Raw genomic sequence first — 22,104 nt, forward strand, 5'->3', positions numbered from 1 at the left:
GTTTACATTAATAAACCAATCGAAATTGGCAACAAATCTTTTTGGGGTAGACTATTTTGTATGCAAAAGCAATATTTCACGCGATAGTCTACTGTTTTGCCGATATAATAACGCCTTTGGCATCGGCATATTCTTTTAGGACCACTCCGAGCTTATAATGAAAATGCTTGAACTGTATGATTTATCCATTTGAATGTTGGATATTTTTTGTTCAGCATCTCATTTACGGCGGTATCCGAGCGCTGACTATATCAAACCTTGGGGCATCTGCCTATGGGTTTAGCAGATGTTTATTGTGAAATAATCTTTCTAAGTGGTCATATTTTACGCAAAATTGTTAAATAAAGGTTTAAAAATAGTTGTATGAATTCCAATCAGCAATGGCAAAGTGTCACTTGGTTTGAAGTTGATGAAAATCAAATTGATCAGCGTATCGATAATTTTCTTTTTTCACGTTTAAAAGGTGTCCCTAAAAGTAGGATTTATCGTTTAATTCGTGAAGGGCAAGTACGTGTAAACAAAAAGCGTGTAAAAGCGGAGAGTCGACTAAGTTTAGGCGATCAGATTCGAGTGGCTCCTATCCGCTACGAACAAAAGCAAGAGACAGATATTCCGATGAGTGACCAAGTTGCTCAGGGTTTGCTTAATCGTATTGTATACGAAGATGAAGGTTTAATTGTTATCAATAAACCCTCTGGGATTGCGGTACATGGTGGGAGTGGTATTGCATATGGTCTAATTGAGGCTTTGCGTTCAGCAACAGGGAAAAAGTACCTAGAGTTGGTTCATCGTATAGACCGAGATACGTCTGGGTTAGTGATGGTGAGTAAAAAACGAAGTGTCTTGAAAGTACTTCAAGATTTATTGCGTCAGCATAAAATACAAAAAACGTATGCTGCGATTGTAAAAGGTCAGGTCAGTCTAGATGAACAACGTATTAATGCACCTTTATTACGTTATGAGCTTTCTAATGGAGAAAGACGTGTCAGAGTAAGTAAAGATGGTAAGGCGAGTGAAACAATTTGGACGGTAAAACAACGTTTTAAAGCGGCGACATTGGTGTATGCATCGCCGTTATCTGGCCGTACGCATCAAATTCGTGTACATGGGCTAAGTATTGGGCATCCCTTGTTAGGGGACGATAAGTATGGGCATAATGTATCTGATCAGGGTATTGTTGCGAGAAGATTATGCTTGCATGCGATGCGCTTAAATATTCCAAATTATCCTGTAATTGAGGCACCATTGCCAGAGGATATGCAGGATGTATTAACTTCACTGAGTAAAGAATAACAAATATGGAAAAAGCGAAACTCGTTGTATTTGATTGGGATGGTACGCTATTTAATTCAATTGGTCAGATTGTAGATAGTTTACTTTATGCTGCCCGAAAATATCATCAGCCTTTAACTGCAGATGAAGGGAAAGATATTATTGGGTTAGGCTTGCCTGAGGTAATGCAACGCTTGTTTCCAACTGTACCAGAATTGCATGAAGATATCTTAAATGCTTATGCAGAACACTATGTTTTATCTTCTGAGAGTGATTCGTGGTTTGAGGGCGTATCAGAGATGTTGACGGCTCTACAGCTAAAAGGTGTGATACTTGCTGTAGCTACTGGAAAAAGTAGGCGAGGTCTTGATCGTGTATTGCTTAAAACAGGGAGTAATGATCTGTTTGAAATTACACGAGCAGCAAGTGAAACAAAATCTAAGCCAAATCCATTAATGCTTCAAGAAATTCTAGAACATACACAAATTCCTGTTCATGAAGCAATTATGGTAGGTGACACAAGTTATGATTTAGAAATGGCATCAAATATTAAGATGCCATCTATTGGTGTGACTTATGGTGTGCATTCAGAAGATATTCTAATGAATTACAATCCACTTTGTGTTGTAAATAGTATTGATGAGCTGACAGAAAAGCTATTGGCCTATACTTAAGTAAAGGTATAAGGTATTTGTGTATTGGGAGATCAAATACCTTATTTTATTTAATCGTTTGAAAGTTCAAAAAAGGTTTGCATCATATCGAGTAAGCTTTTTAGCGCAATTGATGTGTTTTCTTTTTTATAGCTCATAATAATGTCGAGTGTAGGTAAGTCTTTTTCTAATGCACGAATAGCAAGGTTGGGTAAGCTACTAAATGGATCTACATATTTTGGTAGAATTGAACAACCTTTATTTGCATTAATGAGTGAGAGTGTATCTACAATCGTTGTAGAGTGCTCTGTAACGTTTAAGCGAATATTGTGTTGTTTAACAAAGTGATTTACAGCTTGGTTCATAATATTGAACGTCGATGTTGTTGGAGCAATAAAGCTTAAATCTTCAAGCGCTTTTAATGGAATTTTTTCGAGTTCTGCAAGAGGGTGTTTTTTCGGTAAGATCAATGCAAGTTCATCTTTAAAAATAATTTTATCTTCAATTTTTGCATCATTTACTTTCTGGCGACTAAAGATAATATCTAGTTCACCTTTCTTAAGCGCTTTGTGCTGTTCAAAGTCATCTAGTATTTGTAATTCTATTTTAAAATTTGGGTACTGCACACGAAAATGAGGGAGAATTTTTGGGAGAATACGTATTTCTGCTGCCGTAATAAAACCAATACGTAAAATATGCTGTTTAGATAAGTGAACCTGCCGAGCCATTTGAACTGCTTTATCTGCTTGAGCCATGGTCAAGCGTGCTTGTTCTAAAAAAACAACCCCTTCTTCAGTTAGCTCCACTTTGCGTTTTGTACGATTAAATAAGCGTACCCCAATTTCTTCTTCTAAATCTTTAATTTGTTGGCTTAGGGAAGGTTGAGCGGTATAAAGTCGTAAAGCAGCTTTACTAAAGTTTAATTCTTCTGCAACTGTTATAAAGTATCTAAGGTGGCGCAATTCCATGAGATTGACCTGAGTGTTTTGTTATTAAATTAAATACTTAGTATAGTCTAAACATTTTAAATTTAAACTAGAAAAATAAGAAATTCTTTGAAAAATACCATTTTTTTTAGTAGGTTTTTTATATAAAAGAAATGAAAAAAATCAGGTATCTTATTTGAAATTAGAGACTTAATTGGATGGGGTAAATGATGACCTTTTATGTTAAAGATGTAGCAAAAATGTACCAGATATAAAATGTGCATATAAAACGAAATATGAGAGTGATATGATGCGTTTACGAAAAATGTAACATGACTTTGTGTTTAACATTCAGACTATTGAGAATATCGTATAAAAATATAAAGAAGAAGGTATGACTAAATCTACGCCATTGCATTATCAGCTTTCTAATAAGAACTGTTGGTCTCATACGTTAATAAAGCCTGATCAGCATTTTGACCACTCTCCAAATTATCATGATGGTCGTTTTCATAATGAACATACGTCAGACAGAAAGGCAAATAAATTTAAAATATTTAAATGGCTCATGGGGCGTAACGGTAAATCTTGGAATATTGATGTCGATCGTGAGTTTGAAAGAGTATTAGCACAATCTGCAAATATGCAGCCTATTCAATCCAATACAGATCCGAAACAATGGAAAGTATGGTTTATTGGTCATGCAACTGCATTGATTAAAATTGGAGCACATAATTTTCTAACTGACCCCGTATGGTCAGAATATGCAGGCCCGAAGACGGGAACAGGTCCTCGTCGCGTTTGTCCAGCAGGCGTGGCATTAGAGAATTTACCCCCAATTCATGGGGTGCTGCTCAGTCATAACCATTATGACCATATGGACATAGCAACTCTAGAGTGGTTGCATGATAAGTTTCAAATGCCGATCTATACCGGTCTAGGTAATAGTTATTATTTGCCTAAACACCTTCATGTGATTGAGTTAGATTGGTGGCAGTCTGCTTATTTAGATGACTTTGAAATTGTATATACACCTGCACAACATGGTTCAGGTCGTGGTCTACGTGACCAAAACCGAGCGTTGTGGGGAAGTTTTTGTCTTCGTAAAGATGAGCAATATGTTTACTTTGCAGGGGACACAGGCTATTCAACACACTTTAAAGAAATTCATGCGAAATATGGTGCGCCCCGTGTTGCACTTTTACCTATTGGCGCGTATGAACCAAGACCATTAATGAAATATGTGCATATGAATCCTTACGATGCATTAAAAGCACATATGGATTTGCAAGCTCAACGTTCGATAGCCATTCATTATAGGACTTTTCAGCTTACAGATGAAGGCAGAGATCAGCCAGAGCAGGTGCTTGAACACGCGATTGAACATGCATCTAAGTTAATGAATCCTTTTTATTGTATTCATGAAGGAAAAAAACTCATTGTTTAAAAAAAAGCCTATCTTAAAGATAGGCTTTTTTAATAGCGAATGGGTTATTCAGGATGTCCACTATTTTGTTCTTCGATGTGTCCATCTTGTTGTTGATATGAGCTGTGACCACTTTCATGTAAAGCTTTGCGAACACCTGCTTCATAATCAGGGTGAATACGATTAAAGTGCACAAGCTGACGCTCAATAATTTCTTTAGGTACGCCTTGCATTGCATCGGCAATGTTACTAAATAGACGACTCTTTTCGCCTTCATCAAAGATATTAAATAGCGCTGTAACTTGAACGTAATCGTTGTTACCTTCATCTTCACGGTGGTTAAAGCGATCAACTATGCTTGAGTCAAGTTTTAGAGGTGGTTCTTTAACTTCTGGGTTTTCAACTGGCCCACCAAATGAGTTTGGTTCATAGTATGCATCTGGATTTGGAAAATGCTCCTGAACATTCATTTGACCATCTTTATGGTAGTGATGAACAGGGCAAATAGGTCGGTTTACAGGAATGTTTTCGTAGTGTGTACCTAAACGATAGCGATGAGCATCTGCATAGCTGAAAACACGTGCTTGTAGTACTTTGTCTAGTGAAAATCCAATTCCTGGAACGGCATTTGATGGAGAAAATGCTGCTTGCTCGATTTGGGCAAAGTAGTTTTCTGGATTATGGTTAAGCTCTAACACCCCAATTTCGATAGGTGGGTAGTCTGCATGTGGCCATACTTTGGTAAGATCAAATGGATTATATGGTGTTTTTTCTGCCTCTAGCTCTGGCATAATTTGAACTTGTACTGTCCATTTAGGAAAGTCACCATTTTCAATACTGTAGTATAAATCTTCTTGTGTTGTTTCGCGGCTTTCACCCACTTTTTGTTGGCCTTCAGGATTTGTCCAATGGCGATGACCTTGTTGTGTTTTAAAGTGGAATTTTACCCAGAAACGTTCGCCTTGCTCATTCCAAAAAGAATAAGTATGTGAGCCATAACCGTTCATGTGTCGAACATCGGTAGGTAAGCCACGGTCTGACATTAAAATAGTAACTTGGTGCAGGCTCTCAGGGGATTGTGACCAGAAGTCCCACATTGCTGTTGGTGAGCGTAGGTTTGTACGTGGATGACGTTTTTGTGTATGAATAAAGTCTGGAAACTTTAGTGGGTCACGAACAAAGAAAACGGGTGTGTTGTTTCCTACAAGATCCCAGTTTCCTTCTTCTGTATAGAACTTTAAAGAAAAACCACGAACATCACGCTCTGCGTCTGCAGCACCCATTTCTCCAGCAACTGTAGAGAAACGTGCAAGCATTTTTGTTTCTTTTCCAACACCGTTAAATATTTTTGCACGTGTATATTCAGAAAGGTCTTTTGTCAGTTTAAATGTACCAAAAGCACCCCAACCTTTTGCATGTACAGTACGTTCAGGAATACGCTCTCTGTTTTGGTGTGCTAACTTTTCAATGAGTTGCCAATCTTGTAACAGTAAAGGACCTCTAGGACCAACAGATAGGCTGTTTTGGTTATCAGCAACTGGTGAGCCCGCTGTTGTCGTTTGATGATATGGGCATTTGCTCATGGCTAACTCCTATATTTATATTGTTAGGGCTTGCTATATGGTTATTAAAAATAAAAAGTGTATTAGTATTTATTTTGCGTAAATAATACACAATTATTATCATTCTAAAAAGTACAATTGAGTTGCACTATGTGAATAAATGTAGCATCTAAATATGATATTTCTCAGGTGCTTAAATGTAATTAAGCGACTTAAATCTATATTTTCAATAAAATAATTTTAAAGATTGGCTTTGCCTATTAAGGCTATTAAAAAATACGGATTCCAATTTAAAGATAAAAAAACTAACTTAAACAACATTGTTTAGTTGGAGTGGTAACGTGAATAATAAATCGCAAGCGAAATGCCCATTTCATGCAGAGGGCGCAAATACAAATGCAGCTAGCTCAAATACAGATTGGTGGCCAAACGCGTTAAATTTAGATATTTTGTCTCAACATGATCATAAAACAGATCCGATGGATCCAAATTTTGATTATGAGGCAGCTTTTAATTCATTAGATATCGAAGCAGTGAAAGCTGATATTCGTGAACTTATTTCTTCAAGCCAAGATTGGTGGCCTGCTGACTGGGGAAGCTATGTGGGTATGTTTGTACGTACCGCTTGGCACTTGGCAGGAACATATAGAAAACAAGATGGTCGTGGTGGTGCCAATACAGGTAACCAACGCTTTGCACCATTAAATAGTTGGCCTGATAACGTTAATACAGACAAAGGTCGTCGTTTGTTATGGCCAATTAAGAAGAAATACGGCAATAAAATTTCTTGGGGTGATTTAATTATCTTGGCAGGTACAGTCGCTTATGAAGTTGCTGGTTTAAAAACCTTTGGTTTTGCCGGTGGTCGTAAAGATATTTGGCATCCAGAAAAAGATATTTACTGGGGTGAAGAGCGTCAGTGGTTAGATGCAACCAAAAACCGTTATGAAGATGACCAAGACCGTACCTCGTTAGAAAATCCGCTTGCTGCTGTTCAAATGGGTTTAATTTATGTGAATCCTGAAGGGGTAGACGGTAAATCTGATCCTTTAAAAACAGCACAAGACATGCGTGTTACTTTTGACCGTATGGCAATGAATGACGAAGAAACGGTTGCATTGACGGCTGGTGGGCATACTGTCGGTAAAGCACACGGTAATGGTAAAGCAGAATTACTCGGTGCAGATACAGAAGCTGCAGATGTTGAGTTTCAAGGTTTAGGCTGGCACAACCCTGAAGGTACAGGTAATGGTACAAATACCATGGTAAGTGGTATTGAGGGTGCTTGGACAACGAATCCGACCAAGTGGGATAATGAATTCTTCTACTTACTCTTTACATATGACTGGGAGTTAACAAAAAGCCCAGCGGGTGCAACGCAGTGGGAACCTGTAAATATTAAAGAAGAAGATAAGCCGATTGATGCACACAATCCAAATGTTCGTCGTAATCCAATTATGACTGATGCGGATATGGCATTAAAAATAGATCCTGAATATCGTAAAATTTCGGAACGTTTTTATAAAGATCCTGCTTATTTCTCGGAAGTATTCGCACGTGCATGGTTTAAACTAACTCACCGTGATTTAGGGCCAAAAGCAAGATACTTGGGTACACATGTACCTCAGGAAGATTTAATTTGGCAAGATCCTGTTCCTACGGTGGACTATGTATTAACTGATGATGAAGTAAAATCTTTAAAAGAGAAATTGCTTGCAAGTGGTTTAACATCTGCTGAATTAATTAATACTGCATGGGATAGTGCGCGTACTTATCGTGGTTCAGACTATCGTGGTGGTGCAAATGGAGCACGTATTCGTCTTTCACCACAAAAAGACTGGGCAGGTAATGAACCAGAACGATTGGCCAAAGTCATTGCTATGCTTGAGCAGTTGCAAAGTACTTTAGATAAAAAAGTGAGCTTGGCTGATCTGATTGTACTTGGTGGTACTGCTGCAGTAGAGCAAGCTGCGAAAGAGGCTGGTGTAGAAATTACTGTACCATTTACTGCAGGTCGTGGTGATGCAACGCAAGATCAAACAGATGAATATTCATTTAAAGATCTAGAGCCAAAGCATGATGGTTTCCGTAATTGGATTAAAGAAGACTATGCAGTTCAGCCTGAAGAAATGTTACTTGATCGCGCGCAGCTACTTGGTTTGACTGCACCTGAAATGACGGTATTAATTGGTGGTATGCGTGTACTTGGTACGAACCATGGTCAAGCTAAACATGGGGTATTTACACAGAGAGAAGGTGTACTTACCAATGACTTCTTTGTAAACCTGACAGATATGAACAATACATGGAAGCCAGTCGGCAAAAATGTATATGAAATTCGTGATCGTGCAACAGGTCATGTGAAATGGACTGCAACACGTGTTGATCTAGTCTTTGGTTCTAACTCAATCTTACGTTCTTATGCAGAAGTATATGCACAAGATGATAACAAAGAAAAATTTGTTCAAGATTTTGTGAAAGCATGGACGAAAGTGATGAATGCAGACCGCTTTGACGTTAAATCTTAAGGTATAAACGCTAAAAAAGACCTCGCTGATGCGGGGTCTTTTTTTAATTAATTGGTCAGTAGGCGATTGGTTTTTACCATATCTTCTAAACCATTATTTCTAAAATAGTGTTCGATCCAGCTTTTTACCAGTAATGGATTATTTAGCGTAAGTACATGCTTTAAAAGTTTTTCTGCATCTTCCATAGAGGTATGACAAATTGCTTTTCTTACGCGTAGAATATTACTTGAACTCATGGAAAGGGTATTGAACCCCATCGCCATAAGTAAAATTGCAGAAAGCGGATCTCCTGCCATTTCACCACAAATACTAATTGGCTTATTATATTTGTGGCACTCATTTACCAGATAAGTTAAGGCTTTTAAAACTGCAGGGTGGTAATGAGAATATACGCCTGATACATGTGGATTATTTCGATCTACGGCCAAAAGATATTGTATAAGATCATTTGAACCAACTGAGAAGAAATCGACCAATTCTACAAATTCATGAATTTGAAAAATTACGCTTGGTACTTCTACCATGATTCCAATTTTAGGCTTATTAATTTTTACTTGTTCTTCTTCCTGTACAGCCAGCCAGTCACGCTCAAGAAGATACAGCACTTCTTCAACCTCGCTTACACTGGTGACCATAGGTAAGAGAATATGTAGATTGTTTAGTCCAATACTTGCTTTGAGCATAGCACGAATTTGTGATGAAAAAATTTCTGGGTGATCGAGGGTGAAGCGAAGCCCTCTCCAGCCAAGTGCTGAATTATTTTCATGAATAGAGAAGTAAGGAAGCTCTTTATCTGCACCAATGTCTAGGGTGCGCATAATGACGGGTTTGTTGGCAAAATGGCTAAGCTGTTGGCGATAAATAGCACGCTGTTCCTCTTCTCCTGGGAAACGATCACGGAGCATGAAAGGGATTTCACTACGATATAGCCCAACGCCTTTAGCACCACGTTGGACACCGCGAACAACATCAATCATAAGACCCGTATTTACAAATAATCGAACTTCTACGCCGTCAGGTGTAATGGAATCTTTGGTTTCATACAGCTTTAAGTCTTTTGCTATTAACTCTTCTTCTTTTTGAATTTCTTTGTAGCGTTGGCGTAATCTGCGAGGCGGATTAACAATGACTTTGCCTTGATAAGCATCAATAATCATTTCAACGTCATCGAGCGTATTTACAGGGAGTTCTGTCACACCAACGACTGTTGGAATGCCTAAGGCACGTGCCACAATAACCATATGTGAATTGGCAGCCCCATCACTGGTTACAATAGCGGCAATTTTATCTACAGGAAGTTCAACCAACGCAGCCGTACTAATTTCATCTCCAACAAGAATGCTGTCTGAGCTGAGTTCTTTATGTGAAGAATCTGCTTCTTGTAAACAAGCCAAAATACGCCGTCCCAGATCTTTTAGGTCTGATACACGTTCTCTTAAATAATCATCTTCCATTTGTGCAAAGAGGGCGCTGTGTTTATCGATCACCCGTTTGACAGCACCTTGTGCCCAACTTCCTGCTCGAATCTCATCTTGAATTTCTTCAGGCAAAGCGTTTTCGTCAAGCATACGTAAAAATACACTAAACAATGCGCGCTCTTCTGACATAAGAGAGTCTTGCATTTTTTCATCGAGTGAGCGTATTTCATTACGTACCGATTCGACGGCTTGTTCGAGTAACTCTAATTCTTCACTAATATCTTCTGCTTCACGCTCTGGTACGGCAGATAAGTCAGCAGGAGGATATAAAATAATTGCACGTCCTAGGGCAATTCCACCAGAACCTGCGACACCTTTAAAAATTTTATAATTTGAAGTGTTAGCAACTTTTCTAAATACATCAGTTGAGCCAACCGCATGTGCATGAGCGATAACACCTGAAAGTTGAGCACATAATGTGACAAGAAAGGATTCAGCAGCTTCACTAAAGTCTTGTTTAAGTTTTCTTTGAACAACTAAAACGCCCATCACCTTACGGCGATACATAACAGGTACGCCTAAAAATGAGTTGAAGATTTCTTCACCCGTTTCTGGGAAATAGGCAAATCGTTCATGCTCAGAAGCATTTTCAAGATTTACAATTTCTTCACGTTGTCCTACTAGACCAACTAGACCTTCACTTAAAGGAATAGAAATATTTCCTACCGCTTCGCTGTTAAGACCCTTGGTCGCCATAAGTACATAGCACTGATTTCGCTCATCTAATAAATAGATTGAACACACATCGACATCCATCGCAGCAGATACTTGATTTACCATGATATCGAGTGATTCATGTAAACCATTTGAAGCATTAATTTCTTGGACAATTCGTCTTAATGTATCTAACTGCATGTTGGACATGTACTGCATGCTCCGAAGTTAAGTGAGAAGCGATTTTTATTTATAACAGCATCTAAATTTAAAAGCATTCACAAAAAGCATCTCTTTTAGGCTTTTTGTATGGGGAGTTTGTGGCATAGCTCAAGCATTGCTTTTCTATACACATCTCGCTTGAAGTTAACCACCTGACCGAGTGGATACCAATAGCTTACCCATTGCCACTGATCGAACTCTGGCGGATCCGATAAGTGAAGCTGAATATGTTTTGTCGAAGCAATTAGCTTTAACAAAAACCATTTTTGTTTTTGACCGATACACACAGGCTCGGAATCTGAGCGGATATATCGGTGTGGCAGACGATAACGCAACCAGCCTTTGGTTTGTGCAACAATTTGAACGTGCTCTGGCAATAAACCAACTTCTTCTCGAAGCTCTCGAAAAAGTGCTTGTTCTGCTGTTTCTCCATAGTGAATTCCACCTTGAGGGAATTGCCACGCATTATGACCAATGCGTTTTGCCCATAGAACTTGTCCGTTATCGTTTGCCAAAATGATCCCGACATTTGGTCGGAAACCTTCGGAGTCGATCATTTGGCTACCTTAATCTAGTGTTTCTTATTGTCTTTCTTTAGATAGGCTAATAAGGGGATAAACCTCAGCATAAAAAAGACGACAGAATATTGTTAAAATTGCTATGATCTTAACGAATTTCTTGCCTTAAGCGGTGATTGATTTACATTTTTTTTCTTTATTTTTCAAATTAAATGAGAATTTTCATGAAATTGGCTTTGTTTGACCTTGATCATACTTTAATAGATACAGACTCCGATCACTCTTGGGGAGAGTTCTTGGTGACAGAGGGACTTGTGGATCCAGCGTACCATCGACAAATGAATGATAAATTTTATGAAGATTATAAAGCAGGGTGTTTAGATCCAATTGCATATAATGAATTTGTATTTGAGTTTTTAACAAAAAATAATCGTGATAGATTAAATGAGCTACATGCGTGTTTTATGCAAAAAGTAATTCGACCAATGATGCGAACAGAAGGATTAAAAATGATTCAGCATCATCAGCAATTAGGCCATGAAATTGTTGGAATTACAGCAACCAGTGATTTTATTACGGCACCTATTTTTCATGAATTTGGCATTAAACATGTTATTGCAACGACAGCCGAGCAAAAAGATGGTATTTACACTGGCAAAGTGGCAGGAACACCTTGTTTCCAAGAGGGTAAGTTGATTCGCCTGAAACAATGGCTTGATGGGCGAACCATTACGGAAAGTTGGGCGTACTCAGATTCATTTAATGATCGCTTTTTACTTGAATACGTAGATCATGCCACCGCTATTTCACCTGATAAAAAATTAATTGAGCTTGCCAATGAAAAAGGGTGGCCTATTTTAGATTGGTCTTTAAACGCTTAAGCCTGTGTCATTTTTACCAACTGAATGAGGGCTTCCGCTGCTTTGGACTGACTGCGAGAAGGGTGCCATACGAGACCCAATGTACGCTTAAGTTCAAAGTTTAAATCAAGTTGTTTTAAATCTTGGTTAATGAGCGTTTTTGGTAAAACAGACCATCCTACACCAATGGAGGCAAGCATTCGAATAGATTCTAGTGGATTATTGGTCATACTGGTTTTCGGGCGTAACCCACGTTTTTCAAATTCCGCCAGTGTAATCTGACTCGTATAAGTTTTTGCTGCAGGCAATAAACTTGGGTAATGTGTAAGTTGCTCTAAATCTAAATTAGAAACTTTTGCTAAGGGATGAAATGGTGATGCTACAAAAACCAGTGGATCTTCCCAAATAGGCAAATAAGAGAGTCTGTCATCGCCAGTCGGCGGTAAAGTAAGAAAGGCGAGTTCTAGATCACCCGTAAGTACTTGCTCGTGTGCTTGTTCTGAGTCAACAAACTTTACATCTAACTCGACATGAGGATATTGCTGTACATAGCTTTTCAAGTAAGGTGGAGCATGATGTAATCCAATATGATGACTTGTTCCTAATTTTAAGCGACCTTGTACTTGCTCGTGTTGATGGCTTAGGTTGTGATGAATATCACCAAGCTCATTGAGCCAAGTTTTTACTTTAGGCAGTAGAGAATAAGCAACATGTGTTGGTTTAATTCCTCTTCCCGCAGATTCGAATAAGGTGACATTAAAGTATTCTTCTAGGCTATGAATTCTCTTGGTAACTGCAGGCTGAGTAATAAATAGATGATCTGCGGCCAGAGAAACAGAGCCTGTTTCCATGACTTTCACAAAGGCTTCAAATGCAGCAAGATTCATAATTTCACCCTTATAAATAATATAATGTTATGCATATTTAATCTTAATATAACTTTTTATTATTTTTATGTGCAAATACATTTTTAGAATAAAGCCACTACATACCTTACTATTTAAAATTGTTACACTCATTTAATTAGACATTTATTCCTAAAAGTTTTTTGATTTATAAAAATGATAAATTAGATTTATTAATTTTGAATTATATAATCAAAGATAACAACCAACATAAACACCCAGTCCAATGGAGTATCACGACATGGCAGGCAAAACTTTATATGACAAATTGTGGGATGACCATTTAGTTAAGCAAAGAGATGATGGCTCGAGTTTAATTTATATTGATCGTCAGCTACTTCATGAAGTAACGTCACCGCAAGCATTTGAAGGTCTACAGCTTGCAGGTCGTCAACCTTGGCGTTTAAGTGCAAATGTAGCAACGCCTGACCATAATGTACCTACATCTAAAAAAGAGCGTGACCAAGGTATTGCAGGTATTGAAGACAATACATCGCGTATTCAAGTACAAACTTTAGATGATAATTGTAAGTCATTTAATGTCGTACAGTTTGGTATTAATGATGTGCGTCAAGGTATTGTTCATGTGGTTGGTCCTGAGCAAGGTTTAACATTACCAGGCATGACAGTGGTATGTGGAGATTCACATACAGCAACACATGGGGCATTTGGTTGTTTAGCACATGGTATTGGAACATCCGAAGTTGAGCATGTATTGGCAACACAGTGTTTAGTTCAGAAAAAAATGAAGAATATGCTTGTTCGTGTAGATGGTACATTAGGACAAGGTGTTACTCCGAAAGATGTTGTTCTTGCCATTATTGGTAAAATTGGAACAGCTGGTGGTACAGGTCATGCCATTGAGTTTGGTGGACAAGTATTTAGAGATATGTCTATTGAAGGACGTATGACAGTATGTAATATGGCCATTGAAGCAGGTGCACGAGTAGGTCTTGTTGCTGTTGATGAAAAAACTATTGCATATGTAAAAGATAGACCTTACTCGCCAAAAGCTGAAAACTGGGATAAAGCGGTTGCATATTGGAATACACTTCACTCTGATGAAGATGCATATTTCGATACAGTGATTGAAATGAAAGGCGAAGAGATTGAACCACAAGTATCTTGGGGAACTTCTCCAGAAATGGTAATACCTGTTTCGCAAGCTGTACCGACATTAACGCAAGCTAAAGATGATGTACAGCGTAATGACTGGACACGTGCGTATCAGTATATGGGCTTAACAGCAGGTCAACTATTATCTGAAATTCATTTAGATCGCGTATTTATTGGATCATGTACGAACTCTCGTATTGAAGACATACGTGCGGCCGCTGCAGTTGTTAAAGGTCGCAAGGTTGCAACAAGTATTAAACAGGCGATGGTTGTACCAGGGTCTGGTGTTGTTAAAACTCAGGCAGAAAAAGAAGGTTTGGATAAAATTTTCTTAGAAGCAGGATTTGAATGGAGAGAACCTGGTTGTTCTATGTGTTTAGCAATGAATGCCGATAAATTACAAGCAGGTGAACATTGTGCATCAACATCTAACAGAAACTTTGAAGGTCGTCAGGGTAATGGGGGTAGAACTCATCTTGTGAGCCCTGCCATGGCAGCAGCAGCAGCAATTGCTGGTCATTTTGTTGATGTAAGAACATTCTAAGGAGTTTTATAATGAAAGCTTATACGACTGAAGAAGGTATTGTTGCACCATTAGACCGTGCCAATGTAGATACAGATTTAATTATTCCTAAGCAGTTCTTAAAATCAATTAAACGTACTGGTTTTGGGGATAACTTATTTGATGAGTTGCGTTATTTAGATGAAGGATATCCTGGTCAAGATAACTCTAAGCGACCAAAGAATCCAGATTTTGTACTTAATCAGCCACGTTATCGTGGTGCGACAATTTTAGTGACCCGTAAAAACTTTGGTTGTGGTTCAAGTCGTGAGCACGCGCCTTGGGCTTTAAATGAATATGGCTTTAGAACTGTCATTGCACCAAGTTATGCAGATATTTTCTTTAATAACAGCTTTAAAAATGGCATGTTACCTGTCATTTTGTCTGAAGAAGAAGTTGATCAGATTATTAAGGAATGTGAAGCTGAAGAAGGTTATGCATTAACGGTCGATTTAAAGACACAGGAAGTCCGTCTGCCATCAGGTACAGTGTTTCATTTTGAGGTTGATCCTTTCCGTAAGCATTGTTTATTAAATGGTTTAGATGATATTGGGCTCACTTTACAAGATAGTGATGTTATTCATAGCTATGAAGCAAAAACTAAACAAACACGTCCTTGGGTTTTTCAAGATCTAATTGACTAAATTGCTATATTTCAGTGATGGCGAAATTGAATAACTATTGCTAACATAAGGTGAATTATTTTTACTTTTATGTTGTTAGGTTGAACATTTGTCATGCGGAATATTATTGGTAAAAGTGTACTTTGGGGAATGTGTGGAATGTTATTGGCCTCTTGTCAGACATTCCAACATGCACGAGAAACTGCAAATATTCGTTATAGTGCACCTAAGCTAGGCTCTACAGTGGCGACGGTTTATTGTGAAGGGACTGCAAACTGTGAGTTTGAGCGTATCAATAATATTGTTATTGTTGATGAGTCTACGCATCTGATTAATCCAAGTGCGATCGGGCAAGGTTATGTCAGATTAAAGCAAAGGTCTACATTTGATTCAAATGCAATTTTTCTGACCTTACCTGCACAACAACATGAAGTTGTTATTCGTTTTTATCCAATATCTCCCGACCGCGCTGAAAAAATTAACGTTATACAAAATTTTAAACCGAATAAACACTATAAGTTTGTCATGTATCGAGATCGTATTAAACGCTCTAATAATTTACTTAGTGTTTCTGTACCAGACCCGCTGTGTGTGAAGCTCATGGAAAATGAGAAAGTCATTCGCCGTTTCTGCAAGCCTTATAATGTGTTAAATGGGCTTGGTGAGTTTATAGAACAAAAAGCAGGATAATGAGTAAGTAATATATCTCGTGCTGGCATATTTTTGATTGATGACATCATCATAACTTTTATCTATGGAATCCTATATGTCAAAGCAAATTCTTATTCTCGCAGGTGATGGAATTGGCCCAGAAATTGTTACAGCAGCAGAGAAGGTGCTTACAGCAGTTAATCATAAATTCAATCTGAACTTAGATTGGGAGCATGGTTTACTTGGTGGTGCAGCAATTGATCAATATGGTGAGCCATATCCAAAAGAAACAAGTGATCAAGCAAAAAAAGCCGATGCCATTTTATTAGGTGCTGTTGGTGGACCAAAGTGGGATCAAATTGAGCGCTCTATACGCCCTGAACGTGGCTTATTAAAAATTCGTAGTGAGCTCAACCTATTTGCAAATCTTCGTCCTGCAATTTTATATCCGCAATTGGCGAGTGCTTCGAGCTTGAAACCTGAAATTGTAGCAGGTCTGGATATTTTAATTGTCCGTGAGCTGACTGGTGGTATTTACTTTGGACAACCACGTGGGATTCGTGAGTTAGAAAATGGCGAAAAGCAAGGCTATAACACAGATGTTTATTCAGAGTCTGAAATTAAACGTATTGCTAAAGTTGCGTTTGATCTAGCGAGTTTACGTGGTGGTAAAGTATGTTCGGTAGATAAAGCAAATGTTTTGGAAGTGACGGAGCTTTGGAAACAAACAGTAAGCCAAGAACACGCTGAGAACTATTCAAATATTCAGCTTTCTCATATGTATGTAGATAATGCTGCCATGCAATTGGTACGTGCACCTAAACAATTTGATGTGATTGTTACAGGTAATTTGTTCGGCGATATTCTTTCTGACGAAGCTGCAATGTTAACGGGCTCAATTGGGATGCTACCATCTGCATCATTAGATGAAAATGGTAAAGGAATGTACGAGCCATGTCACGGTTCGGCACCAGATATTGCAGGGAAAGATATTGCAAACCCGCTTGCAACGATTTTGTCTGTAGCCATGATGCTACGTTACACGTTTAAAGAAGAAGCTGCGGCAAAAGCGATAGAAGAGGCAGTAGGTACTGTGTTAGATCAGGGCTTAAGAACTGCAGATATTTATTCTGAAGGCATGAAGAAAGTGGGAACCGCAGCGATGGGAGAAGCGGTTGTAAACGCTTTATAGGATTAGTTTTGGGTTGAGTAATGCATGGCTATATTTAGGTAGAGCTATGCATTTTTTATTTAAGGCCAAATTTGTATTGTTAAATAAAAAGTTGTCAGCTTTTCATTTAGGGGTGGGTATTTTCTATCTCGTAATCTTTGTCATCATTGCTGTGCTGTCATTTGGTGCAAATCAATCGTTAGACCATGTAGCAATGGGTTATATGTGTTTCTTGGTTTTCATGATTGCAATGCATTTCAAAGCATATAGCGAGGTATGTAAGTGGAAAAAACTAGGTAAAATTTTATCAAGGATGTTAGCTTGCTTTTTACTGTTAGGTTTTCCTATTGGCACATGATTGGCTTTTCTTATTTTTTCATATACAAAAGAATCAAATTGGCAAACTTTGAATACTTAAATAAGACATATAAAAAAAGCCACTTTAAAATGAGTGGCTTTTTTTGCTTCGACTAATACTTAACGCGCACGGTAAGTGATACGACCTTTTGTTAAGTCGTAAGGTGTCATTTCAACTTTTACATTATCGCCAGTTAAAATACGGATGTAGTGTTTGCGCATTTTTCCTGAAATATGAGCAATTACTTCATGACCATTTTCTAAACGAACACGAAACATAGTATTAGGAAGCGTCTCGGTGACAACGCCTTCGAACTCAATTAGTTCCTCTTTATTGGCCATAGCCTACCTGAATGAATGAATTAACAAGGCGCAAATTATATACAAATTACTTATCGAAAACAAGCAAGGCCAAAAGGATGATTAGAAATAACTTTCGATAATGAATAAAATTGGACCAAAATATTTCAATAAACTGACATATTCATATTGAGAGTTTTTATAATAGTAGTTAATCTAAGCTTAAGAATGATAATAAATAAGGATAATCGTTGTGAAACAACGAACAGATGGGGCAGTAGTCCTACGCTTAGCCTATGAAGCGATCACAAGGTCTGGTTTACCTGTAGAAAATATTTTGAAAAAAGCAGGTATTACTCAAGATCATATGCGGTTATATCAAAGAGTCCCTCAAAGAGCACAATTTTCGTTTTGGAGAGCAATGATTGCATTGAGTCGTGACAATGATATTGGTTTACATTTGGGGCAGCACCTGCCTTTATTTCGTGGACAAATTATCGAACAGCTCTTTGTGAGTAGCTCTTCCTTTGGAGAAGGATTAAAACGAACTTTACCGTATCAGCGACTAATTAGTGATGCATTTCAAGCAAAACTAGTGATTGATGGTGAGTTATGTTACTTAAAAAATATAACGCAGGCCAGACCAAATAATTTGGTTAATCGTCACTTCTCAGAGTGTGCTATGTCTGGTGTGATACAGTTTTTTAAATTTATGACGGATAATCTCTTTGAACCATTACGTATCGATTTTGACTTTAGTAAAGGTGCCGATTTAAAAGAATATGAAGCAATTTATGGTTGCTCTGTGTCCTTAGGTCAAAAAGAAACTCGATTATATTTTGATAAGAAAATTCTAGACTATCAGTTATGGCAAGCTGAACCGGAGCTACTTACGCTTCATGAAAGATTTGCAACCAAAAAACTAGAAGAATTGGTACGTTATGACTTAATTGACAACGTACAAGAGGTGATTGGTCGAATGCTTGAGAAGGGTGAATTAACCCTTGAAATGATTGCGACAGATTTAGGAATGAGTGCAAGACAATTGAGACATCAATTGAGTGAAGCGAATACCAGCTTTCAAGAATTACTCACAGACTATCGTTGCCGTTTATCCAAGAAATTACTGAAAAATAGTAATGAAAGTATTGATCATATTGTCTGCTTAACTGGATTTTCTGAACCAAGCACTTTCTACCGAGCATTTAAACGGTGGACCAATGAAACGCCTATCGAATATCGTAGACGTAAACAAAGTCCTCTTACATCATCTATTTAAACAGGCCAATTAAGCCACTGTGGCCCTAAAGATGGTCTTGGAAGTTCAAATGCATCAGGATAGTAAGCTTGTATAAAGTATAATCCATCTGGTGGTGCTGTAACTCCTGCTGCTTTTCGGTCTTGGGCTGCAAATATGTTGTCTATATGAGATACATCAAAGCAGTCCTGACCAACCTCTAACAGGCAACCTACAATATTTCGAACCATATGGTGTAAAAAACCATCTGCTTGAATATCTAAAATTAAAAATGGTCCATGAGGTGTAAGTGTGCAGTGCTGAACATGACGAACAGGTTGATTAGATTGACAAGCGGCTGCACGAAAACTTTCAAAGTTATGTGTACCTTCAAATTTTTTGGCTGCCAATTGCATCTTTTCAACATTCAATGAGTGATATACATGCGTGACTTGTTTATGTAGCAGTGCAGGGCGCTGAGGTGCATTATAAATAATGTATCGATAGCGCCGAGCAATCGCTTTAAACCTTGCATGAAAATCCATACTCATTGGTTTAATCCACTGAATTGAAATATCCTTAGGTAGCTTACTGTTTGTACCCATAATCCACGCACGGTCTGTTCGAATAGATGGACTGTCAAAATGAGCAATCATATTTGTTGCGTGTACTTGTGCATCTGTACGACCCGCGCCATGAACATCTACTCGATGGTTAGCCACATGACTGAGCGCATCTTCTAAGGTTTGTTGTACGCTACGTACGCCTGTTTGTTGGGTTTGCCAACCTCGATAATGGGTACCACAGAATTCAATTCCAATAGCATAGCGTTGCATAAAATTGCCTTTGTTATTGTTCATTAGACCAGTGTAAAGCACATTGCTCGACTGTAATATGTTTCAAATAGAGATATAAAATTTTTGCATATATATGCGCATGTCCTAGTGTATTTGCTGTAAGTATTTGAGCATCGCTTACCCAACGGCTTACAGCATATCTCTGGTCTATTTCACCAAAAGTAACTTGTGTTGTGAGAATCGGTAAGCAGCCACTTTCTCTCAATTTTTGAAGAATTTTAATGATTTGATCATTTACAGTAATATTTCCCGTGCCAAATCCTTGCAAAATAAGAAAGTGCGGTGGTTCATTTGTAATAAGACTTAGATTTTTTACTAAAAACTCTGTTGAAACGGGTTGCATCATCCAGTTGATCAGATTTAGCGTGGTTGCACGCGTAATATCTTTATTGGTTACGACATATTGCTGTTGAGGAGTTACAATTTCTTCGTGAGCAGGTATTCCTTCAAACGCATGTAGTGCAGTTGTATGATGTTTAATTGTAGTATGACCATGGTAGAGATGGTGATGAAATGCAAGATAGACGCCACGATCGTATCTTTCGACTTGCTCTAAAGCAAAAATTAAATTATCGAAAGCATCAGTCTCTTCTCTTACTTGTTTGCCCTCAACTGTAAGTAGGGGGTATTGACTACCTGTAAGAACTGTACAACTTGATTGTGCTAGAAAATAAGAAAAAACTGCGCTTGCATAGCTGAGGGTATCTGTTCCATGAACAATAATAAACTTTGAATAATCTATTTTTAACTCTTGAATAAGTTGGATTGTTTTCAACCATTCTTGTGCTGTACATGCACTACTGTCAATAATGTCGGGTGCTGCAAAGCAATCAGTTTTATTTTGATAATAAGTGGGTAACACATTTTTGAGTTGAGGTAGGAATTGACTTTCTGGCATTGGGCTCAATGGTGTGCCAACACAACCAAATGTACCACCCATATAAATTAATGCAATTTTAGACATATATAAAATAAAAAAAGCAGTCAAGAATGACTGCTTATATTAAAACGAAGCGCTTTAAGATGCTATGCTATTTAATAACTTATCTACTTTCAGCTTTTCTTCTGCTGAGTAATCTTGTTTAGGGTCAGTCAGAAGTTCTTTCGCACGTTCTTTTTCACCAAATGCAATATACTGTTCTGCAAGATCAATGTTTAGTGCATTTTCATTAAGTGTTTTGAGTTCTGAAAAGTTTTTAACAAGAACATCATTTTCATCGATTTTTGTAGATGAAGTATTCCCAAAATCTAGGTTAAGCGGAGCTAGTTCTGGCGTATCTGATGAGCTGTCTTCAGTTGCTTTGGTCGACTTTTCCGCTGGTTGTTCTAATTCAACTTTTGGTTCTTCGGGTACTTTTGTATCGAAGTTGAGTGTCGGTGCTTCTTCTACCTTTGGTTCAGCCTTTTTCTCTGGCTCAGGTGTTGTGTCTGGTTTTGGTGCTTCTTTTTGATCTTCACTTTTTTTATTAAACGTAAAGTCAAGTGGCATTAAGTCTTCTGAAGCTTTTTCCTTTTGTGGAATACTTTCTTTTTTTGTCGTACTTTGTTCAGGTTGAGGCTCAACTTTTACAGTTTCTTTAGGTGCAGATGTTTCTTGTTTTTTAGGCTGTTCAGATACTGGTGGTTTTGGCTGACTTACAGCTTGACCAAGCAGTTCTTCATGACTAATTTGATTGGTAAATTGAGTCTCTTTAGAGAAAACATCCTTCTTTACTTCCTCTTGAGAAGTTGGTTTTTTAGCCTCTTCTTCTTGTCTTTTTGCTTCTTTATACGCATTATTTTTTTCTTTAACTTCTTTAAGTGATTCAAAAAGTTCTGAAGAGCGCAGTTGATTAATTAATTGCTTAATAGCAAGTTCATCGTCTTGTTTCTGATAAATGTCAAGTAATACAAGATATAACTTAGATTGCTTAGGATTTTTATTTAAAGATTGATTGATGAGTGCTTCAGCAGCAGAATAGTTCTCTTGTTCAATCAATGTATGAATTTGCGAATACAGGCTTTCATCTGCTTTAGGTTGTTCAGAGGCAGCAGATGATTTTTGTTCAGCTTGATTCTCTGTTGTTGTTTTTAGATCTGACGGTTTTTTAGGCTGTGTTTTTGGTGCTTCAGCATTGCGCTTTTTTATAATCACGACCGCAATGATTAAAAGTATAACAACGGCTGAAATGATGGAAAGCAACATAGTATTAATACCCCATAAAATTTTAGAAGATCTGAAAATTT

Annotated in this window: 20 protein-coding genes; 11 read left to right on the top strand and 9 right to left on the bottom strand. The window is 37.8% G+C overall.

The features are described from left to right. Positions 1-363 precede the first annotated feature (363 nt). Together I2F23_RS02170 and I2F23_RS02175 are read left to right on the top strand one after the other, a co-directional pair. A complete protein-coding gene (locus tag I2F23_RS02170; protein ID WP_195770951.1) occupies positions 364-1,293 on the top strand; it encodes an RluA family pseudouridine synthase in 930 nt (309 codons plus the stop codon). A 5-nt stretch (positions 1,294-1,298) separates the two neighbouring features. Further along, positions 1,299-1,946: an HAD-IA family hydrolase gene (locus I2F23_RS02175; protein WP_195770952.1), complete on the top strand. Its 648-nt coding sequence runs from the start codon at positions 1,299-1,301 to the stop codon at positions 1,944-1,946. A 50-nt stretch (positions 1,947-1,996) separates the two neighbouring features. On the opposite strand, the gene hcaR is transcribed toward I2F23_RS02175, so the two are convergent. After that, positions 1,997-2,893, bottom strand: a complete 897-nt coding sequence (hcaR, locus tag I2F23_RS02180; RefSeq protein ID WP_195770953.1) for a DNA-binding transcriptional regulator HcaR — start codon at positions 2,891-2,893, stop codon at positions 1,997-1,999. Between the two features lie 352 nt (positions 2,894-3,245). Here hcaR and I2F23_RS02185 point away from each other — a divergent pair, with 352 nt between their 5' ends. Continuing rightward, positions 3,246-4,298: an MBL fold metallo-hydrolase gene (locus tag I2F23_RS02185; RefSeq protein ID WP_195770954.1), complete on the top strand. Its 1,053-nt coding sequence runs from the start codon at positions 3,246-3,248 to the stop codon at positions 4,296-4,298. Positions 4,299-4,342: 44 nt separating this feature from the next. Here the strand turns inward: I2F23_RS02185 and I2F23_RS02190 are convergent, their stop codons facing one another. Beyond that, positions 4,343-5,860 (bottom strand): catalase, encoded by a 1,518-nt coding sequence (locus I2F23_RS02190; RefSeq protein ID WP_195770955.1) that lies wholly within the window; start codon positions 5,858-5,860, stop codon positions 4,343-4,345. A gap of 320 nt (positions 5,861-6,180) precedes the next feature. On the opposite strand from I2F23_RS02190, the gene katG reads away from it, so the two are divergent. Then, positions 6,181-8,367, top strand: coding sequence for a catalase/peroxidase HPI (gene katG / locus I2F23_RS02195; protein ID WP_195770956.1), 2,187 nt, complete (start codon positions 6,181-6,183; stop codon positions 8,365-8,367). 47 nt (positions 8,368-8,414) lie between these two features. Here katG and ptsP read toward each other — a convergent pair whose 3' ends face one another. Both ptsP and I2F23_RS02205 read right to left on the bottom strand, forming a co-directional pair. Then, positions 8,415-10,709 carry a phosphoenolpyruvate--protein phosphotransferase gene (gene ptsP / locus I2F23_RS02200; RefSeq protein WP_195770957.1) on the bottom strand — a complete coding sequence of 765 codons (2,295 nt, stop codon included), beginning with the start codon at positions 10,707-10,709 and terminating at the stop codon, positions 8,415-8,417. 86 nt (positions 10,710-10,795) lie between these two features. Continuing rightward, positions 10,796-11,278, bottom strand: a complete 483-nt coding sequence (locus tag I2F23_RS02205; RefSeq protein ID WP_195770958.1) for an RNA pyrophosphohydrolase — start codon at positions 11,276-11,278, stop codon at positions 10,796-10,798. A 185-nt stretch (positions 11,279-11,463) separates the two neighbouring features. On the opposite strand from I2F23_RS02205, the gene I2F23_RS02210 reads away from it, so the two are divergent. Continuing rightward, the gene (locus I2F23_RS02210; protein ID WP_195770959.1) at positions 11,464-12,120 is read left to right on the top strand and encodes an HAD family hydrolase; all 657 of its coding nucleotides are present in this window, start codon (positions 11,464-11,466) and stop codon (positions 12,118-12,120) included. Here I2F23_RS02210 and I2F23_RS02215 read toward each other — a convergent pair. Beyond that, a complete protein-coding gene (locus tag I2F23_RS02215; protein ID WP_195770960.1) occupies positions 12,117-12,986 on the bottom strand; it encodes a LysR family transcriptional regulator in 870 nt (289 codons plus the stop codon). The two genes, I2F23_RS02210 and I2F23_RS02215, sit on opposite strands and share 4 nt — an antisense overlap. Before the next feature lie 259 nt (positions 12,987-13,245). Between I2F23_RS02215 and leuC the strand changes: the two genes are divergently transcribed. From leuC to I2F23_RS02240, 5 genes are all read left to right on the top strand, one after another. Next, positions 13,246-14,664 carry a 3-isopropylmalate dehydratase large subunit gene (gene leuC / locus I2F23_RS02220; protein WP_211140196.1) on the top strand — a complete coding sequence of 473 codons (1,419 nt, stop codon included), beginning with the start codon at positions 13,246-13,248 and terminating at the stop codon, positions 14,662-14,664. Between the two features lie 11 nt (positions 14,665-14,675). Further along, on the top strand, positions 14,676-15,326 hold the full coding sequence (leuD, locus tag I2F23_RS02225) for a 3-isopropylmalate dehydratase small subunit (protein ID WP_195770962.1): 651 nt from the start codon (positions 14,676-14,678) through the stop codon (positions 15,324-15,326). Positions 15,327-15,419: 93 nt separating this feature from the next. Then, complete coding sequence (locus I2F23_RS02230) at positions 15,420-15,995, top strand: hypothetical protein (RefSeq protein WP_195770963.1); 576 nt, start codon at positions 15,420-15,422, stop codon at positions 15,993-15,995. 76 nt (positions 15,996-16,071) lie between these two features. Next, positions 16,072-17,148 carry a 3-isopropylmalate dehydrogenase gene (gene leuB, locus I2F23_RS02235; RefSeq protein WP_195770964.1) on the top strand — a complete coding sequence of 359 codons (1,077 nt, stop codon included), beginning with the start codon at positions 16,072-16,074 and terminating at the stop codon, positions 17,146-17,148. Between the two features lie 46 nt (positions 17,149-17,194). After that, complete coding sequence (locus I2F23_RS02240; RefSeq protein WP_195770965.1) at positions 17,195-17,485, top strand: hypothetical protein; 291 nt, start codon at positions 17,195-17,197, stop codon at positions 17,483-17,485. A gap of 119 nt (positions 17,486-17,604) precedes the next feature. On the opposite strand, the gene infA is transcribed toward I2F23_RS02240, so the two are convergent. Then, positions 17,605-17,826, bottom strand: coding sequence for a translation initiation factor IF-1 (infA, locus tag I2F23_RS02245; RefSeq protein WP_004718087.1), 222 nt, complete (start codon positions 17,824-17,826; stop codon positions 17,605-17,607). Positions 17,827-18,037: 211 nt separating this feature from the next. Here infA and I2F23_RS02250 point away from each other — a divergent pair, with 211 nt between their 5' ends. Further along, positions 18,038-19,063, top strand: a complete 1,026-nt coding sequence (locus I2F23_RS02250; protein ID WP_195770966.1) for an AraC family transcriptional regulator — start codon at positions 18,038-18,040, stop codon at positions 19,061-19,063. On the opposite strand, the gene truA is transcribed toward I2F23_RS02250, so the two are convergent. From truA to I2F23_RS02265, 3 genes are read right to left on the bottom strand one after another with little or no spacing between them, the layout of a single operon-like run. Further along, on the bottom strand, positions 19,060-19,857 hold the full coding sequence (truA, locus tag I2F23_RS02255; RefSeq protein ID WP_195770967.1) for a tRNA pseudouridine(38-40) synthase TruA: 798 nt from the start codon (positions 19,855-19,857) through the stop codon (positions 19,060-19,062). The genes I2F23_RS02250 and truA overlap by 4 nt on opposite strands. Before the next feature lie 13 nt (positions 19,858-19,870). Next, entirely contained in the window at positions 19,871-20,842 is a 972-nt protein-coding gene (locus tag I2F23_RS02260; RefSeq protein WP_195771028.1) for an asparaginase domain-containing protein, read from the bottom strand. A 54-nt stretch (positions 20,843-20,896) separates the two neighbouring features. Then, entirely contained in the window at positions 20,897-22,063 is a 1,167-nt protein-coding gene (locus tag I2F23_RS02265) for a hypothetical protein (RefSeq protein WP_195770968.1), read from the bottom strand. Between the last annotated feature and the right edge of the window lie 41 nt (positions 22,064-22,104).

Origin of the sequence: Acinetobacter pollinis, assembly GCF_015627175.1 — a bacterium.
GTDB classification, from domain to species: Bacteria; Pseudomonadota; Gammaproteobacteria; order Pseudomonadales; family Moraxellaceae; genus Acinetobacter; species Acinetobacter pollinis.

Excerpts from the sequence above, each read along its gene's own strand:
- I2F23_RS02170 (WP_195770951.1), top strand. The coding sequence starts at position 364 with ATGAATTCCAATCAGCAATGGCAAAGTGTCACTTGGTTTGAAGTTGAT.
- I2F23_RS02175 (WP_195770952.1), top strand. The coding sequence starts at position 1,299 with ATGGAAAAAGCGAAACTCGTTGTATTTGATTGGGATGGTACGCTATTT.
- hcaR (WP_195770953.1), bottom strand. The coding sequence starts at position 2,893 with ATGGAATTGCGCCACCTTAGATACTTTATAACAGTTGCAGAAGAATTA.
- I2F23_RS02185 (WP_195770954.1), top strand. The coding sequence starts at position 3,246 with ATGACTAAATCTACGCCATTGCATTATCAGCTTTCTAATAAGAACTGT.
- I2F23_RS02190 (WP_195770955.1), bottom strand. The coding sequence starts at position 5,860 with ATGAGCAAATGCCCATATCATCAAACGACAACAGCGGGCTCACCAGTT.
- ptsP (WP_195770957.1), bottom strand. The coding sequence starts at position 10,709 with ATGTCCAACATGCAGTTAGATACATTAAGACGAATTGTCCAAGAAATT.
- I2F23_RS02205 (WP_195770958.1), bottom strand. The coding sequence starts at position 11,278 with ATGATCGACTCCGAAGGTTTCCGACCAAATGTCGGGATCATTTTGGCA.
- I2F23_RS02210 (WP_195770959.1), top strand. The coding sequence starts at position 11,464 with ATGAAATTGGCTTTGTTTGACCTTGATCATACTTTAATAGATACAGAC.
- I2F23_RS02215 (WP_195770960.1), bottom strand. The coding sequence starts at position 12,986 with ATGAATCTTGCTGCATTTGAAGCCTTTGTGAAAGTCATGGAAACAGGC.
- leuC (WP_211140196.1), top strand. The coding sequence starts at position 13,246 with ATGGCAGGCAAAACTTTATATGACAAATTGTGGGATGACCATTTAGTT.
- leuD (WP_195770962.1), top strand. The coding sequence starts at position 14,676 with ATGAAAGCTTATACGACTGAAGAAGGTATTGTTGCACCATTAGACCGT.
- I2F23_RS02230 (WP_195770963.1), top strand. The coding sequence starts at position 15,420 with ATGCGGAATATTATTGGTAAAAGTGTACTTTGGGGAATGTGTGGAATG.
- leuB (WP_195770964.1), top strand. The coding sequence starts at position 16,072 with ATGTCAAAGCAAATTCTTATTCTCGCAGGTGATGGAATTGGCCCAGAA.
- I2F23_RS02240 (WP_195770965.1), top strand. The coding sequence starts at position 17,195 with ATGCATTTTTTATTTAAGGCCAAATTTGTATTGTTAAATAAAAAGTTG.
- infA (WP_004718087.1), bottom strand. The coding sequence starts at position 17,826 with ATGGCCAATAAAGAGGAACTAATTGAGTTCGAAGGCGTTGTCACCGAG.
- truA (WP_195770967.1), bottom strand. The coding sequence starts at position 19,857 with ATGCAACGCTATGCTATTGGAATTGAATTCTGTGGTACCCATTATCGA.
- I2F23_RS02260 (WP_195771028.1), bottom strand. The coding sequence starts at position 20,842 with ATGTCTAAAATTGCATTAATTTATATGGGTGGTACATTTGGTTGTGTT.
- I2F23_RS02265 (WP_195770968.1), bottom strand. The coding sequence starts at position 22,063 with ATGTTGCTTTCCATCATTTCAGCCGTTGTTATACTTTTAATCATTGCG.